This window comes from Pseudoalteromonas sp. PA2MD11 (genome assembly GCF_017808125.1).
In the GTDB taxonomy this organism is placed as follows: Bacteria; Pseudomonadota; Gammaproteobacteria; order Enterobacterales; family Alteromonadaceae; genus Pseudoalteromonas; species Pseudoalteromonas simplex.
The window spans coordinates 31,249-47,230 of sequence record NZ_JADKNF010000009.1 but is presented as its reverse complement, the minus strand read 5'-3'; the positions used below and the strand labels follow the sequence as shown (position 1 = coordinate 47,230).

15 protein-coding genes and 1 tRNA gene are annotated in these 15,982 nt (G+C 41.1%); 5 read left to right on the top strand and 11 right to left on the bottom strand.

Translation table 11 applies throughout. From position 1 onward, the window contains the following. The first annotated feature begins 10 nt into the window (after nt 1-10). Nucleotides 11-1,558: a S41 family peptidase gene (locus ISP07_RS11265; RefSeq protein ID WP_199529782.1), complete on the top strand. Its 1,548-nt coding sequence runs from the start codon at nt 11-13 to the stop codon at nt 1,556-1,558. A 9-nt stretch (nt 1,559-1,567) separates the two neighbouring features. Beyond that, on the top strand, nt 1,568-1,942 hold the full coding sequence (locus ISP07_RS11260) for a hypothetical protein (protein WP_209327662.1): 375 nt from the start codon (nt 1,568-1,570) through the stop codon (nt 1,940-1,942). Nucleotides 1,943-2,008: 66 nt separating this feature from the next. On the opposite strand, the gene ISP07_RS11255 is transcribed toward ISP07_RS11260, so the two are convergent. The 4 genes from ISP07_RS11255 to ISP07_RS11240 all read right to left on the bottom strand — a co-directional run bounded on the left by ISP07_RS11255 (nt 2,009) and on the right by ISP07_RS11240 (nt 5,057). Beyond that, entirely contained in the window at nt 2,009-3,184 is a 1,176-nt protein-coding gene (locus tag ISP07_RS11255; protein ID WP_054552450.1) for a mandelate racemase/muconate lactonizing enzyme family protein, read from the bottom strand. Between the two features lie 9 nt (nt 3,185-3,193). Then, nucleotides 3,194-3,961 carry a class II aldolase/adducin family protein gene (locus tag ISP07_RS11250; RefSeq protein WP_054552449.1) on the bottom strand — a complete coding sequence of 256 codons (768 nt, stop codon included), beginning with the start codon at nt 3,959-3,961 and terminating at the stop codon, nt 3,194-3,196. Nucleotides 3,962-4,090: 129 nt separating this feature from the next. Beyond that, on the bottom strand, nt 4,091-4,414 hold the full coding sequence (locus tag ISP07_RS11245; RefSeq protein WP_209327661.1) for a c-type cytochrome: 324 nt from the start codon (nt 4,412-4,414) through the stop codon (nt 4,091-4,093). A 103-nt stretch (nt 4,415-4,517) separates the two neighbouring features. Next, nucleotides 4,518-5,057 (bottom strand): DUF2058 domain-containing protein, encoded by a 540-nt coding sequence (locus ISP07_RS11240; RefSeq protein ID WP_054563501.1) that lies wholly within the window; start codon nt 5,055-5,057, stop codon nt 4,518-4,520. 232 nt (nt 5,058-5,289) lie between these two features. Here ISP07_RS11240 and ISP07_RS11235 point away from each other — a divergent pair, with 232 nt between their 5' ends. Continuing rightward, nucleotides 5,290-6,426: an MFS transporter gene (locus ISP07_RS11235; RefSeq protein WP_209327660.1), complete on the top strand. Its 1,137-nt coding sequence runs from the start codon at nt 5,290-5,292 to the stop codon at nt 6,424-6,426. Here the strand turns inward: ISP07_RS11235 and ISP07_RS11230 are convergent. Further along, the gene (locus tag ISP07_RS11230) at nt 6,393-6,893 is read right to left on the bottom strand and encodes a prolyl-tRNA synthetase associated domain-containing protein (RefSeq protein ID WP_209327659.1); all 501 of its coding nucleotides are present in this window, start codon (nt 6,891-6,893) and stop codon (nt 6,393-6,395) included. The two genes, ISP07_RS11235 and ISP07_RS11230, sit on opposite strands and share 34 nt — an antisense overlap. Continuing rightward, complete coding sequence (locus tag ISP07_RS11225; RefSeq protein WP_054563498.1) at nt 6,894-7,280, bottom strand: hypothetical protein; 387 nt, start codon at nt 7,278-7,280, stop codon at nt 6,894-6,896. It lies immediately after the preceding gene. A 165-nt stretch (nt 7,281-7,445) separates the two neighbouring features. Here ISP07_RS11225 and ISP07_RS11220 point away from each other — a divergent pair. After that, a tRNA-Ala gene (locus ISP07_RS11220) sits at nt 7,446-7,521 on the top strand. A 143-nt stretch (nt 7,522-7,664) separates the two neighbouring features. On the opposite strand, the gene ISP07_RS11215 is transcribed toward ISP07_RS11220, so the two are convergent. After that, entirely contained in the window at nt 7,665-8,912 is a 1,248-nt protein-coding gene (locus ISP07_RS11215) for a glutamate-5-semialdehyde dehydrogenase (RefSeq protein ID WP_138617986.1), read from the bottom strand. After that, nucleotides 8,909-10,015: a glutamate 5-kinase gene (proB, locus tag ISP07_RS11210; protein WP_138600167.1), complete on the bottom strand. Its 1,107-nt coding sequence runs from the start codon at nt 10,013-10,015 to the stop codon at nt 8,909-8,911. The genes ISP07_RS11215 and proB overlap by 4 nt, the downstream gene beginning before the upstream one ends. Nucleotides 10,016-10,933: 918 nt before the next feature. Here proB and ISP07_RS11205 point away from each other — a divergent pair. Further along, the gene (locus ISP07_RS11205) at nt 10,934-12,793 is read left to right on the top strand and encodes a cation:proton antiporter (RefSeq protein WP_138600166.1); all 1,860 of its coding nucleotides are present in this window, start codon (nt 10,934-10,936) and stop codon (nt 12,791-12,793) included. Between the two features lie 48 nt (nt 12,794-12,841). Here the strand turns inward: ISP07_RS11205 and ISP07_RS11200 are convergent, their stop codons facing one another. The 3 genes from ISP07_RS11200 to hflC all read right to left on the bottom strand — a co-directional run bounded on the left by ISP07_RS11200 (nt 12,842) and on the right by hflC (nt 15,979). Next, the gene (locus ISP07_RS11200; RefSeq protein ID WP_138600165.1) at nt 12,842-13,450 is read right to left on the bottom strand and encodes a tetratricopeptide repeat protein; all 609 of its coding nucleotides are present in this window, start codon (nt 13,448-13,450) and stop codon (nt 12,842-12,844) included. Nucleotides 13,451-13,562: 112 nt separating this feature from the next. Beyond that, the gene (locus ISP07_RS11195) at nt 13,563-14,876 is read right to left on the bottom strand and encodes an adenylosuccinate synthase (RefSeq protein WP_054552439.1); all 1,314 of its coding nucleotides are present in this window, start codon (nt 14,874-14,876) and stop codon (nt 13,563-13,565) included. Nucleotides 14,877-15,100: 224 nt separating this feature from the next. Beyond that, entirely contained in the window at nt 15,101-15,979 is an 879-nt protein-coding gene (gene hflC, locus ISP07_RS11190; RefSeq protein WP_062566639.1) for a protease modulator HflC, read from the bottom strand. Nucleotides 15,980-15,982: the final 3 nt, after the last annotated feature.

Sequence of the window (15,982 nt, the reverse complement as noted above, 5' to 3'; positions counted from 1 at the left end):
ACTCTGTTTTATGTTTAATGCTTTAAAAAAACCTATGGCAAGTAGTGCCTTTATTTGCTCACTGATTTTAGTTGGTTGCGGTGGTTCCGGCAGTTCAGATTCAGACGTAATTGCTAGTGAAGACATCACTTGGACTCAAGGTGTATTTGAGCCATCAAGCAAATTTGATCAACAATGCCAAGCACTCAATGAGAAGCATTGGTTACGAGCTTGGAGTCATGAAACTTATCTGTGGTATGACGAAATAGTTGATCGAGACCCCGCACTAACTGAAGGAGTATTAAATTATTTCGCTTTATTAAAAACTGAAAACACTACAGATTCAGGTGCTAAAAAAGATAATTTCCACAGTAGTTTACCCACAGCTGAATGGCAAGCTCAAAGCCAATCAGGGCAATCTTTTGGTTATGGTTTCAAACTTAGATTGATAAGTGCGGGCGCCCCCCGCCAAGGCATTATTTCCTATACTGAGCCAAACTCTCCTGCATCAAACTTGAATCTTGGCCGAGGATTAGAAGTAATCGAAGTGGATGGTGTCGACTTTGTAAATGCAACGACCCAAGCAGAGGTTGATATATTGAATGCAGGCCTATTTCCATCTGAGTCCGGCAAAGTTACTTCATTTGTATTTCGAGATATAAATACCAGTGAAATTCGTGAAGTTAGCATGACTGCACAAACTATTACTGGCCAAGCAGTTAGTAACGTTAAAACATTTGCGGATGGTGAAGTGGGTTATTTCCAGTTTAATCGCCATAATGCAGTTGCAGAAAAACCTCTGTACGACGCATTTAACAGCTTAGCAGCAAGTAATGTTAAAGATTTAATTATTGATATGCGTTACAACCCAGGCGGATTCCTTCAAATGGCAAGTCAGGTTGCTTATATGGTGGCAGGCGAGAGTAATACCAGTGGCAAAATATTTGAACAGACTATTTTTAATGATCAACACCCAACTTTTAACCCTATTACTGGGGAGCGCTTAGAGCCTGTTCAGTTTACTAATGAGTTTTTAGGTTTTGCAGACAATCCTGCGATTACGCCTGGTACTTCGTTACCATCTCTAAATTTAGAGCGAGTTTTCGTGCTTACAACAGACAGCACCTGCTCAGCAAGTGAAGCTGTGATCAATGGCCTTAGGGGCGCTAATATAGAAGTAATTCAAATAGGCGAAACAACTTGCGGTAAACCCTATGGTTTTTATCCAACTGATAATTGCGATACCACATACTTCAGTATTCAATTTACTGGCGTCAATAATAAAGGGTTTGGTGAGTATGCTGATGGTTTCTCACCACAAAACAGCAACGATAGTGAATTTCAACCTGTAAAAATCCCAGGCTGTGCAATTGCTGATGATTTCACTCACCAACTAGGCGATGAAAATGAAGCAATGCTCAGTGCTGCACTTAGCTATCGAGAGAATGGACGCTGTCCAGTAGCTACTTCAACAGTCAGTGAGCAAGGCTTTGCACCTGCTACTTATAACGATACGCCGCAAGTACGTGATATACGAACTTCAACCTTGCTTCAACAAAGTAAAATATTGAAGCAATAGGAGCGAATCATGAGAGTTCAATTAGCTAGCTTATTAATGCTTTTGACCTTACAAGGCTGTAGTGCTCAAAGCCAAGAGCCTACACCTAAATTGCAACATGCACGGCTTACTGAGCCGCAAAGTGAACTAATAGCGCAAGGCATCGCAAGGTTGATGCACAGCAAGCCAATTGCTGTTGCTGATGATGCTTTTATGAATACCAGTGTGCTTGTCACTGACAGTATGAATGTAATGGATGGGCAAGGTAACCTTATAATGGGCAAGCAACTGTCAATGCCAGAACGCTTTGAGCTACTTATTAAAAACCAAATATGCTTTGTGCGCCATTTAGATAGTAAAGCGACCGAGCCTCTTCCTTTGGTAAAATGCAAACCAGTTGATTAATTCAAAGCTAAAAAGTAGATATAAAAAAAGCCCTTGCGGGCTTTTTTTATAATATGTTGGTGAATATTACTTAATCTCAACACGTTGAGATCGCATAACGACTTCATCATTTAATTCAATACCGATACCTGGCTCTTCTGATACTTGGAAGAAACCATTTTTAGGTTGTGGATCTTGAATGCACAATTCACGGTTCCATTTCTTAATCGCGTAGGTGTGATGCTCGTGAATTAAGAAGTTAGGAATCGCAGTTTCTAAGTGTAACGAAGCTGCAGTTGCTACTGGGCCGCCACACACGTGAGCTTGAATACGCACATCAAAGATATCAGCATAATCACACACTTTCTTAGTTTCAGTGAAACCACCACACAAGCCTAAGTCTGGCTGTAGCACATCAATACTTTGATCTTCTAAGTATGGACGCACCCCCCAGCGGTTATACAAACGTTCACCACCTGCAATTGGCACCGCTACTTTGTCAGCAACTTTTGCGTGTAATGAATGATTTAAGTAATTCACAGGCTCTTCGTAATACATACAATCGAACTCTTCAGCAATTTCACCAATTTGAATTGCTGATGTTGCGCCTGGTAAACTGTGACACTCAAAAATAATGTCAACTTCGTCACCGACTGCTTCACGAATAGCCTGCATACGCGCACGATATAATTTCATTTCTGCACGAGAAATAATGTTAGTGCGATCGTAATAAGTATTGCCGTTTTTATCGTACTGGATTGGGTCAACTTTTACCGCATCATACCCTTCAGCCATCGCCTTAAGCGCTGCTTCTGCGTATTCTTCTGGGTGAACAAGCGCTTTAAATTCGCTGTCCCAGTCAAACTGTAATTGTGATGCATAAGTACGTAGCTTATCGTTAACTTTACCACCTAATAGTTGGTAAACAGGCAAGCCTAATGCTTTACCTTTAATATCCCAAAGTGCAGTATCAATGGCGCTCATTGCTGCATACACAACAGGACCACCACCTAAACCCCAAAAGCTTTCGCGTAGCATTCGTGACCACAGTTTTTCTGTTTGAAATGGGTCATGACCAATTAAAAAGGCATCAGCCATTTCTTTGATCATTGCCGCAGCTGCACTATGACCTAAATCATAAGCCAGACCCGCTTCACCCACACCGCTAATACCTTCATCGGTGTGAATACGCACAAAAACAGGTGTCCAAGCAGGTCTGTCTGGACAATGAATATCGAACACTTCGACGCGATTAACTTTCATGGTTACTCCTTACTGAGCAAAACTAGGATCAAGACGATAAGCTTTACGCAACATGGCTGGCCAAGCCAACTGGCCACCTGTGCTGCCGCTATGCACGACATTCGCTTGATTATAAATATTATCGATAATAGGTTGTGGTACCGGGATTGCCGTTTGACCACTGGCTTGAATAGCCAATTGAATTTCACAGGCGCGCTGCAAATCATAAAAGCGCATAAAGGCATCCCCCACTGTTGGGCCAACGGTTAAGCCACCGTGGTTAACCAATAGCATGTGATTTGTGGTGCCTAAATCATCTTGTAGACGCTTTTTCTCATCACTGTTTACCGCTAACCCTTCGTAGCCATGATAAGACAATGATGGCAATGAGAACATTGAGTATTGGCTTAGTGGTAATAGGCCTTTTTCTTGCGTTGCAACGGCGATAGTTTCTTTTGTGTGTAAATGAATAACACAATGCGCGTCATCACGAACTTCATGAATCGCGCTGTGAATAGTGAAACCAGCCGGATTAATTTTAAATGGCGTGTCATCAAGAATATTGCCAGCTAAATCCACCTTCACAAGGTTTGATGCCGTCACTTCATCAAAACTAAGACCAAATGCATTAACTAAATAGTGATCTGTGCCCGGTAAACGTGCCGATAGGTGGGTATAAATTAAATCCCCCCACCGAAAGTGCTCAACTAAACGGTAACATGCTGCTAAATCAACACGAAGCTGCCATTCTTGTTCAGATACTTTATTTTTTAAATCGAGTTTTGGTAAGTCAAACATGGAAAACCTTGTATATGTGACACTGCACAAATAGATGTATAGAAGTCTAAATTACTATTAATAGATGATCAATAGGTGATACAAAAAGGCCACATCAATTGATGTGGCCTTTTCACGCTAAAATGGTATTTATTTTACTTGCGATAAGTAATCAGCGATTGCAGCCATTTCTTCTTCAGATACGTTTGCAACCATTGCTTTCATTGCAGCAGACATGCCATTACTACGTGCACCTGACTTAATGTCTTTCATTTGTGCTAGTAAGTACTCTTTATTTTGACCATTTAATTTAGGGTACTGAGGCATGATAGGCGCTTTACCTTCTGCACCGTGGCAAGTTTGGCAAAGCTTAGCTGTGTATAGTGTTGCACCATCCGCAGCCATAGTGTTGAAAGATAGGCTTGCAGCCATTGCAATGCCAGCCCCACATAAAATTTTCGTGATCTTGCTCATTTGTATCTTCTCTTTTTTGACGGGTTATTAAACATTTTCTTTAGTGTAGACCATGATTTAACAATATTGCACCCGAAAATTGTAACGGCAATAGAAACAGTCACTACCAAATTAAATCATCAGGTACTTCAAAATCAGCATACGGATCATCTTCATCCTTTTGCTTATCTTCAGGCTCAACATGGAACACTATGTAGTCTTCGCTGACTTCAGCGACTTTTCGTGCTGGTTCGTCTTCCAGTACAAAAAATTGGCCTTCTAAAACACAAATTGCTAAACGGCCACCAGCTAGGGCCTTTTGTGTTTTTTCGTTTACTTCGAGCTCTTTCACTTTATTTTGATAAGTGAAGTTAAATGTACGATCACCACGGATCTCATCTTGATTGTGATGCTCTAAAATCTGTTTAACGCGAGCCACTTGCTCACGTTGCTTTTGCTCTTCTAAACGCGCTTTATTAAGCTCGTCGGCTTTTTTCTGTTGCTCAAGCTTAGTCTGCTCAATATGCTTTTGCAGATCGCTAGGATTACTCGTCGCACCTTTCTTTTTCTTCTTTTGCTGTTTGCGCTTTTCAGATTTGGCTACTTTAGCTTTATGTGCCGTAGTAAGACCAGCTTTAAGTAATTGATCTTGTAATGAACCCATGACGAAATTCCAATTTATTAATGCGTATTAGGGTTATTTTAATCAGCTCTGCCAACAAATAACAGTACTGAGCTCACTTGATTCACAGCAATCGAGTATATTGATGTGAGATTAACACGCGATGAAATCATGACATATTGATTTAACGCAAGATTTATCATTTTAGTCGCCTTTGAACTTGTAAAAAAGCCTGTACCCGATAAGCTAAGGCTTTTCCTCTTGGGAGCTAAAAATGCAGCTGCGCCATTTGTTACTTTGCTCTGTGTTTATTTTCTTTGTTTTATACGCCCCACAACCCTTACTTGGATTATTTGCCAGTCATTTTTCTGTATCGCCAGCCACTGCTGGTAGCTTAATGACCGCAACTATGTTGCCACTAGCCATTGCTCCTTTAGTGTATGGCTTGTTTTTAGCTAAGCGAAACCCACTCACAATTCTAAAGATTGCCATGTTTGTGTTAGCAATCAGCTGTATCGCTTTTACTTTAGCACCAAGCTTTGAGTTGCTATTACTGGTTCGTTTTATACAAGGGATCACCCTACCCGCAGCGCTCACTGCCATGACCAGTTATATTGGTGTGACTTTTCAGGCCGACCAATTACAACGTAATATGACACTTTACATTGGCAGCACCATTGTTGGTGGCTACTTCGGACGTATGCTCGCCGCCTTGTTTACTGACTTTTTAAGCTGGCAAAGTTTTTATTATGTGATTGCGCTTGGGTTAGTACTATTTGCACTCGCCATTCCTAAATCAAACAAAGGTGCGAGTATTCATGCTGCAAAGTCACCGCTGTTGTATCTAAAGCAATTAAAAGATCCACTGGTATTAAAGCTCTATGGAGCGGTATTTTGTATGTTCTTTTGTTTTGCGGCACTGTTAAATTATTTACCTTTCATTCTTCAAGACAGTTTTGCTATCACTAACACCCGAGACATCGGACTGGTTTACAGCGGCTACTTGCTGGGCGCGCTGGCTTCCATAGCCACACCTTGGCTGTTACGAAAGTCATCAACACCTTGGCGTTTACTAACCTGGGTTTTTGTATTCTATAGCCTGACGATGGTGCTATTGATGAGCCAACAGTTATTACTTTTTGTTATTGCTTTTACTGGCTTTTGTGGCGCAATGTTTGTGATCCACTCAAGTGCCGCTCCACTGGTAAATAAAATCAGCAGTGCACCTGCAAGTGTCACCAATGGCGGTTATGTATCGTTTTATTATAGCGGTGGGGCATTAGGTTCATTATTGCCAGGGCTGGTATATCAGCAACACGGCCAAGTTGCCTTTATGACCGTGCTACTTTTAGTCTGCTTAGTAGGTTTAAGCTTAGTTTATTTGGCAGGTAGAAATACGATACGCTGTTGATGCCCGGTACTTTCAAAAAACAGCTCTAAGTCACCTTTTTTCATCAGCCAAGTGGCGGTATTTTCAAAAGGGTGACAATGAAAAAGCTCGTTAAACCAAATTTCTTGGTCTAGCCAAAGAGTGACATTATTTTGCTTATCGTTTAACAGTGCCAACATAGAAACACAGCCCGGTGGCACTTTAAGATAACGCGCTAATCGCTCATCGGATGCAAACCCTAAACGCGATAACCCCTGCTGCTGAGCAATGGCTTTTAAGTCGAGTTGTTTGTCGTGAGCGGTGATCACTAAAAAGTGGCGCTTACCTTCGTTATCTCGTAAAAACAGGTTTTTTAAACGTGTGCCCGGTCTATCGAGCATAAACTTATCGGCATCTAAGCTGCCGTGTAATGGTGGATGCTCAATCACATCATAATTAATATCTAATTGAGCTAGCGTAGCAGCTAACTTGCTTTTATCTGCATACATTTACAAACAACGTCCTCGTAATTGCACACTTAAATCACGCCATAATACTTCGTCAATAACGTGTTTATCGTCGCAGTATTGTCGTTCTTTAAGCTCTTCATTTAATAATTCAACCGCTTGGTCTTCGAGCATAAGTTTTAAGTTGCTCGACTCTTCAAATACTTCTTGCTCGGCAAAATCTTTAAACTGCCTGCGTGTCATTGGCTTATCAAGATTAATCGGGCGTCTGCCCTGTGCTTTAACTGACACCACATAGGCAAAGATTTTATTGCCTTGCTCATCATTTTTTTCGTAAAACTGCTTATTATTGATTTCAAAAGGAGGCGCTTCTTGTTGGCTTGCGCAACCGGCAAGTAAAACAACCAAAAGCCATGCTATTTTTTTCATTATTGGATAAGCCTTAAACAGTGAATGCGCTTTAGTCTACCAAAAATAAAACAACAGAGTAAAAATTCGAACATTTTAAAAAAAATACTTGACCACAAATGCAAAAATATTTAAAGTTCACCCCGCTTGAGACGCAAGACTTAAGCATCCTGTATTTAGGAATGTGGGGCTATAGCTCAGCTGGGAGAGCGCCTGCCTTGCACGCAGGAGGTCAGCAGTTCGATCCTGCTTAGCTCCACCACTTTCCTACCTCTCTTTAGGCAATCTGCCAAATTAAATATCTAAACAAACTCATATTCATATTTCGATTCATTTTATTTATTTGTTTTAGACACAAAAAAACCGAGCAAAGCCCGGCTTTTTAAAGCAATTACTTTTTAGTGATTACTCACGAATTTGACCTTCGCCATTCACTAAGTATTTTTCAGTTGTAAGTGACTCAAGACCCATTGGACCGTAAGCATGTAGCTTAGTTGTCGCAATGCCAATCTCGGCACCTAAACCTAACTGTGAACCATCAGAAAAACGCGATGATGCATTAACCATTACCACAGATGCATCCACACTGCGTTGGAATAACTGCGCCGCAGCTTGGTCTTTAGTACAAATCACTTCAGTGTGGTTTGAACCAAACTTAGCAATATGATCAATGGCACCGGCAAAGTCAGGTACAACTTTAATTGCGATTTCTAAATCTAAGTACTCTTCACCAAACTCGTCGTCAGCAAGTACTGTTGCATTATCAAAGTACTCGGCAGCTTTCGCATCTGCATTTACTTTAACGCCTTCTTGACGAAGAACAACTGCACATAGGTTTAAAAACTCATCAGCGATATCTTGATGAACCACTAAACCTTCTAGGGCATTACACACACCTGTACGCTGGGTTTTACCATTTAATAGTAAATTGATTGCTACGTTCAGATCAGCGTCTTTATCTACATAAAGGTGACATACACCTTTAAAGTGTTGGATCACTGGAATAGTACTGTTTTCTGTTACAAAATTAATTAAACCTTCACCACCACGCGGAATGATTAAATCAATAGTGTCACGCTGTTGCATCAGCTCCATGAGCAGACCACGGTCTGGATCTGGGATCACTGAAATCAACGCAGCCGGCAAACCATGCTTTTCAAGTACTTTGTGCATTACACTTGCGATTGCTTGCGAGCTGCGAAGTGCTTCTTTACCACCACGTAAAATAACACCATTACCCGATTTAAAGCATAACGCACCGGCATCAGCCGTCACATTTGGACGTGCTTCATAAATCATACACACAACACCCAGTGGTACGCGCATCTTGCTGATCTTAATACCGTTTGGACGCTCTGAAATTTCACGTAATTGACCAACAGGATCATCAAGGCTAACAATTACTTCGATGCCTTCAGCCATTGCTTCAATGCGTTCATCGTTAAGCGTTAAACGGTCAATCATAGACGCAGCAAGGTTATTATCACGTGCTGCCGCTAAATCGCTTTCGTTCTCTTTGATGATAAACGCTTTGCTTTCGCGTAACGCCTCTGCCATCTCAGTTAACACTTGATTCTTAGTAGCAGTATCAAGTAAAGCTAACTGGGTTGCAGCTTTTGCAGCTTGACTCGAAATATCCGTAATTAAACTCATGACTTCTCCAATAATGCGATATCTTTCTCTGAAACAACTGGGCCGATTGAATCTTGCATTTTTTCGCTAAATTCACTTTGCTCGTTGTCAGCAATAAAATTCAATAAACAGCTACTGTAGTTCGCTGTTGCTTTTGCTAGACGCGTACCATCATCACTACGAACTAAAATGGTATCGCCTACGCCAAATTCTCCGTGTACTGCAACGATTTCATCGCTACGAATACAACCGTCTTCATCTTTTAATGATTCATCGAATGAACCTTCAACGACAACCTCACCCTGCTCGTTAGCTGTGTGAGTCATCCAATGCACTGCTTCTTGCATCGGTTTTTCATATGGTTTGAAGATAGTACCTGGGTTGTCACCCGCAAGCAGTCGGTTAAATGTCTCTTCTTTAAAACCATTTAAAATAAAGGTTGTAATACCATGTGAAGTGGCTTTTTCAGCCGCTTCGATTTTCGTTTTCATACCACCTGTACCAACGGCACTGGTTGCACAACCGGCCATGGCGTAAATTGATTCATCGATGCTATCAATTTCTGGTAATAGCACTGCATCTTCATGTAAATTCGGGTTTTTGTCATATAGACCATCAACATCCGAAAAAATCATCAATGCATCTGCATCCGCCGCTGCGGCTACCATTGCCGACAAGTTATCATTGTCGCCAACTTTTAAATCATCAGTTGTTACCGTGTCATTCTCATTAATGATAGGTAATACACCATGCTCAAGTAAGGTGAAAACGGTTTCACGGATACTTGTATAACGCTCACGGTCACGTAAGTCACCATGAGTTAATAAAATCTGTGCTGATGGGAAATCAAAGAAACGATCCCACATCGCCATCATTTCTGTCTGACCGGCAGCAGCCATTGCTTTTTTCATCGTCACTGAACGCTTTTCTTGTTCAGGGAATAAATGCGAACCAGCAGCTACCGAACCCGATGATACTAAAATAACTTCGATACCTTGCGCTCGACAGCGAACGATGAACTGTGCAATGGTCAGTAAATAACGTGAGCGACACCCGTCTTGTTCGGGTGCGATTAATGCGCTACCTACTTTTAGTACTATACGTCGCCAATTTAACTTTTGCATAACTGTTCAACTTTCCATTTTACTATCTGTTCAGTGCCAATTTGCCACTGATTAAAAGACTCGCGTTTAGCTTTACTAAACGCACTGACTATTATCACTTTGCCAAACAACTTATCTATGCACACGACTACGCCACGCAAGTACTGCGATTAGATATAGCACAACTTTTATTCAGTCAGTAGACCAAACGGTTATAAACCATAAGTTGATAAAAAGAGATAAGTGTTGTTTATGTATCGCTGTAAAAAGCTGTGTGAGGCTTTTATTAATAACAACATACATAGAGCCTATACAATCTGGTACACCAACAGATAGGGTGTAGATTGTATGACCGAGATTTAGCTGCCACGATGGGAACTAAACATTGACCAGATAATGAACTTATATTCTATTCAACACGTAATAAATACACACTGAACACGGGAAAGCTCATTTCTATTTAATTAGAAAACAAAGTGTATAAAACACTAAAATTGTTACAAACAATTGATTATTTAGAGGTAAAGCTCTATAAAACTGTAGCAACACCGATAAACATTTAGATATCAAATTGTTTGAACACGAAATATAATACGGGAAATCAGGGGTAAAGATCAAGGGCGAAAAGTAATCACAGCTTTTATACTTGCCATAAATAGGAAAAATAAATACTTTTTAACAATAAGTTAGATCACCATATGTTAGCCCTAATGATTTTTTCTCTGCAAACCTGACTTTTGTTTTAGATATAACCCCAAAAAGTAGTAATAACGACTAAAATCGTATTTGAAGCATCAAGTTTGCTTGTGTCTATAGTGATGAGTAAGCTTTAATAAGCAGGCAATTTTATTTCAAAGGTCTAATTGAGGATTGCATTACATCATAAATAATGTGATTCGACCTTTTTTGAACAGTAGTAACAAAAGGATAATTTATTCTATGTCAGCAATTTATATAGCAGGGATCGCATTGTGCTCAGTATTAGCACAGTGGGTCGCATGGGCGTTTCGCGTACCCGCTATTTTATTTTTACTACTAACAGGTTTAGTTTTAGGGCCATTTAGTGGCGTACTAGAACCTGACGCTCTACTGGGCGATTTACTCTTCCCTGTAGTTTCTTTGAGTGTGGCGGTGATCTTATTTGAGGGTTCACTAACCTTACACTTCAGAGAGTTAAAAGGGATTGGTAAGGTAGTTCGTAACCTCTGCTCTATAGGAATGCTCACGACTTGTTTAGTAATCAGCTTCAGCGCTTATTGGATTTTAGAGCTGAACTGGCGAGTTGCTGCAGTACTTGGGGCGGTGCTTGTTGTAACTGGACCTACAGTTATTGCGCCGCTGTTAAACTCTATGAGACCTACTCAAGATATTGACCGCATCTTGCGTTGGGAAGGTATTGTTATAGACCCTATAGGTGCATTATTCGCAGTACTAGTATTTGAAGCTGTCATGCTTGTAGGTCAAGGCGAAGTACTGAGTCATACCATTATCGCGCTCTTTAAAACCCTGGGAGTTGGTTTAACCATTGGTGTCGTTGCCGGTTGGCTTACCACATTGCTGATACGCCGAGAATGGCTACCATTTGAGTTACACAAGTTTGGCATTTTAGCCTTAGTACTGATTAGCTTTACGGTTTCGAACCACCTAAGCCATGAATCTGGCCTCCTCGCTGTTACCGTGTTTGGTATTTGGCTTGCTAACCAAGATGATCTCGAAATTGACTCTGTGCTTGAATTTAAAGAAGACCTTTCGATGATCTTAATTTCATCACTGTTCATTTTACTTGCAGCCCGACTACAGCTATCAGATTTAATGATGTTACATAGCGATGTGTTTATTTTCTTAGCCATCGTGCTTTTTGTGGCTCGCCCAGCCTGTATTGCAATATCGACCTTTAAAACTGATTTACCACTTAAGTCTCGTTTAGTTCTGTCGTGGATTGCACCACGGGGTATCGTTGCCGCTGCGGTGGGCTCTGTATTTGCTCTAAGTATGGTCGAAGCTGGCATTGCCGATGCTGAAAAAATAGTGCCACTTATATTTACTGTAATTATTATTACTGTAGTACTGCAAAGCCTTACAGCAACACCGTTGGCAAAGTTATTAAAAGTACGCCAGCCTGCGCCAAATACTATTTTAATTATTGGCGCAAACCATGTAGCCCGTGCTATTGCTTGCGGCTTAAAAGATCAAAATATTCCGGTGCACTTATCTGATCCTGCATGGGAAAACTGTAAAATGGCACGCATGGATGGCTTACCTTGTTACTATGGTAATCCGCAGTCAGAGCATGCGGAGCGGTATTTACCATTAACAACAATTCGTAGCGTACTCGCGCTTTCACCTAACCGCCATCACAATGCATTAGGCGTACAATACTTCTCGCATTTGTTCGACGAAAAGAATGTATTTTCTTTGCGCTCTTCGACTAACCATGCAAAAGCGAATAAAGACAGTGCGACCTTCTTGTCACGACAAATTCTGTTTGGCGACAATGGCGCTTATGCCCGTTTAAGCAGCTTAATTGCCAAAGGCGGCAAAGTTAGTGCGACGCGTATTTCTGAAGAGTTTAGTTGGGATCAATATAAAGAAGTTAATAGCGAAGCAATCCCATTATTTATTTTAAATGGTGAAAAAAGCGATGATGACGATACGCCTATTAAAATTCGCCCGTTCACTACAAATATGGAAAAACCTCCACAAGTAGGTGAACGTATTGTGGCACTTCAACCGCCTAAACTATCGGTGCTAAAAGACCCGAACAACGGCAAACCGAAAGAAAATAAAGAAGAGAAATAACAGTAAGGCCAGCATTAGCTGGCCTTTTTTATATGTATTTGTATTTGCCTACATAGGTAAACGGGCGCGTGCAACGACGCTGTCTGGCATTTTTTCGGCAAGCTTAGCGAGTAAATTTTCGACTTTCTTGTGAGTTGCTTTATCGGCAACCATTGAATGAAATAACCAACGGTAGGCGTCTTCATAATCTCGTGGGCTGCCATAACCTTGATTAAATAGATTAACCAAACGCATTTGTGCCTTTAGGTTACCTTGAGCTGATGCTTCTCGTAAATAGGTCACCGCCATTGCTTTATCTTGCTGCACTAACTGGCCTACATCATAGTAGCGACCTAGTTGCTCTAATGCCGCACCAAGCCCTTGCTGGGCAGCTTGACGCATGTAATAGACCCCTAACTCTACATTACGGTCTACACACACCGCATAAGCTAGCATATCGCCATACAGGAACTGATATGATGGCAGTGCCATTTTATTGGCTCGCGCTTCGATATCTTGCACTAACTGGCAATCATCTGCCTTGACACGTGCAAGGTGTGTATTTTTATTGATCAAGCCTATTAACTCGCTCTCTGTGTAAAGAGGCACAGCTGTGATAGGCTCTTCAGCCATACTCAGGCTTGAGAAGAGTAATGTTAAAGGCAATAAAACACGCATCAAAATCACTTAAATAAAGTCAGTCTTAGCAAATAATATACAATTATCATTCCAGAGTGAATTTGGGGCACAAAAAAAGCTGCCGAGGCAGCTTTTTCAGTCACTATGACGATTATGCAAACGGGCTGCGTAATACCATAGTTTCTACACGGTCTGGGCCAGTAGAGATGATATCAACTGGAACACCAGTGATTTCTTCAATACGTTTGATGTAATCAAGTGCCGCTTGCGGTAATTGATCAACTGACGTAGCACCTACTGTGTTTTCTGACCAGCCTGGCATCTCTTCGTATACTGGTGTTACTTTCTCGTAACCTTCAGCTGCTAATGGTGTAACGTTCGTTACTGTACCATCTTCTAACTGGTAACCAGTACAGATTTTTAATGTTTCTAAACCGTCTAAAACGTCTAGTTTAGTTAAACAGAAACCTGAGATGCTGTTGATTTGCACTGCGCGGCGCATTGCCACTGCGTCTAACCAACCTGTACGGCGTAAACGACCTGTCGTCGCACCGAACTCATGACCTTTATCACCTAAGTGCTTACCAACTGGATCTTGCTTATCAAGACCGTCGTAAAGCTCTGTAGGGAATGGACCAGAACCTACACGTGTTGTGTAAGCTTTGATAATACCTAGCACGTAATCAAGGTGTAATGGACCAAAACCAGCACCAGTCGCTACACCACCAGCTGTTGTGTTTGATGATGTTACGTACGGGTAAGTACCGTGGTCGATATCAAGTAATGTACCTTGCGCACCTTCAAATAAGATGTTGTCGCCCGCTAAACGCGTTTGGTCAAGAAGCTCAGTAACATCAACAACCATTGCTTTTAAGATATCTGCGATAGCCATTGCATCGTCAAATGTCTTTTGGAAGTCAACTGGTTCAGCTTTGTAGTAATGCTCTAAAGTGAAGTTATGGTATTCCAATACTTCTTTAAGCTTGCTAGCAAACTGTTCAGGGTTGAATAAGTCACCTACACGTAAACCACGACGTGCTACTTTATCTTCATAAGCTGGACCGATACCACGACCTGTAGTACCAATTGGCTTATCGCCACGTGCTTTTTCACGGGCTAAATCTAATGCAATGTGGAAAGGTAAAATTAATGGACATGCTTCGCTGATTAATAAGCGCTCACGTACTGGTACGCCACGCTCTTCTAGCATGCCGATTTCTTTCATTAATGCTTCTGGTGATAAAACAACACCATTACCGATCACACACTTAACATTGTCACGTAATACACCCGATGGAATAAGGTGTAAAACCGTCTTTTCACCGTTGATTACCAGAGTATGGCCTGCGTTATGACCACCTTGATAACGAACTACTAAAGATGCTTTGTCTGTAAGGAGGTCAACTACCTTACCCTTACCTTCGTCACCCCATTGGGTGCCTAGTACAACAACGTTTTTACCCATTGCAAATTCACTTAGAAAAAATTAGGACGAGATTTTATCAGAAAACGAGGTGAAAGATCACCCCGTTTAGCTTATTTTTTCTGCGCCTGAATTTTTATCATCTCAATTAATCAAACAATTACATGCAGAACAGAGGTTTATAAAATAGTTAAAGATAAAAATTAATCACGCTCAGAAACAAAAAAGCCCCACAAACTGCAGGGCTTTTACCACACAAATATTAATTACTGTGCTTTTGTACCTTTCATATAATTAAAGAAGTCGCTATCAGGTGAAATGACCATCACGTCTTGCTTATTTTTAAAGGTATTTTTGTAAGCTTCTAGGCTACGCACAAAACCAAAAAATTCAGCATCTTTGTTATAAGCGTTTGCATAGATAGCGGCAGCATCGGCATCACCTTGACCACGTACTGTACGAGCATTACGTTCAGCATCTGCAAGCATTACTGTTACGCGGCGGTCGACTTCGGCACGAATTGTTTCAGCTTTTTCTTGACCTTCAGAGCGGTGCTCTTTTGCTACCGCAGTACGCTCAGCACGCATACGTTGGAAGATTGAGCTACTCACCTCTTGCGGTAAGTTAATTTGCTTAACACGTACATCAAGTACTTCAATACCTAGCTCTTGTGCACTTTCAGACGCTTGAACTAATGCTTCTTCCATCAGTTCACTACGCTCACCAGAAACAATCTCTCTGATAGTACGAGAACCGAAGTTAGTACGTAGACCATTATTTACCTTTTGCTTAAGTAGTGTTTCAGCGTATTGCTTATCACCACGGGCACGAAGGTAAAATGCACTAAAGTCATTAATTCGCCACTTAACGTAAGAATCAACGATTAAGTCTTTTTTCTCACTTGTTACGAAACGGTCAGGTGCACCATCCAGCGTTTGAATACGTGCATCTAAACGACGTACTTGGCTAAAGAAAGGCACTTTTAGATGCAAACCAGGACCATACACTACAGCTTTATCATCACTGTCTTTTTCAACTTTGCTGAATAACAGTACGATTGCTTTCTCGCCTTCTTGCACAACAAAAATCGCTGAGAAAGACAGCACAACTGCAAGGGCAAGTATTACTAAACTAAAATTTTTCATCTT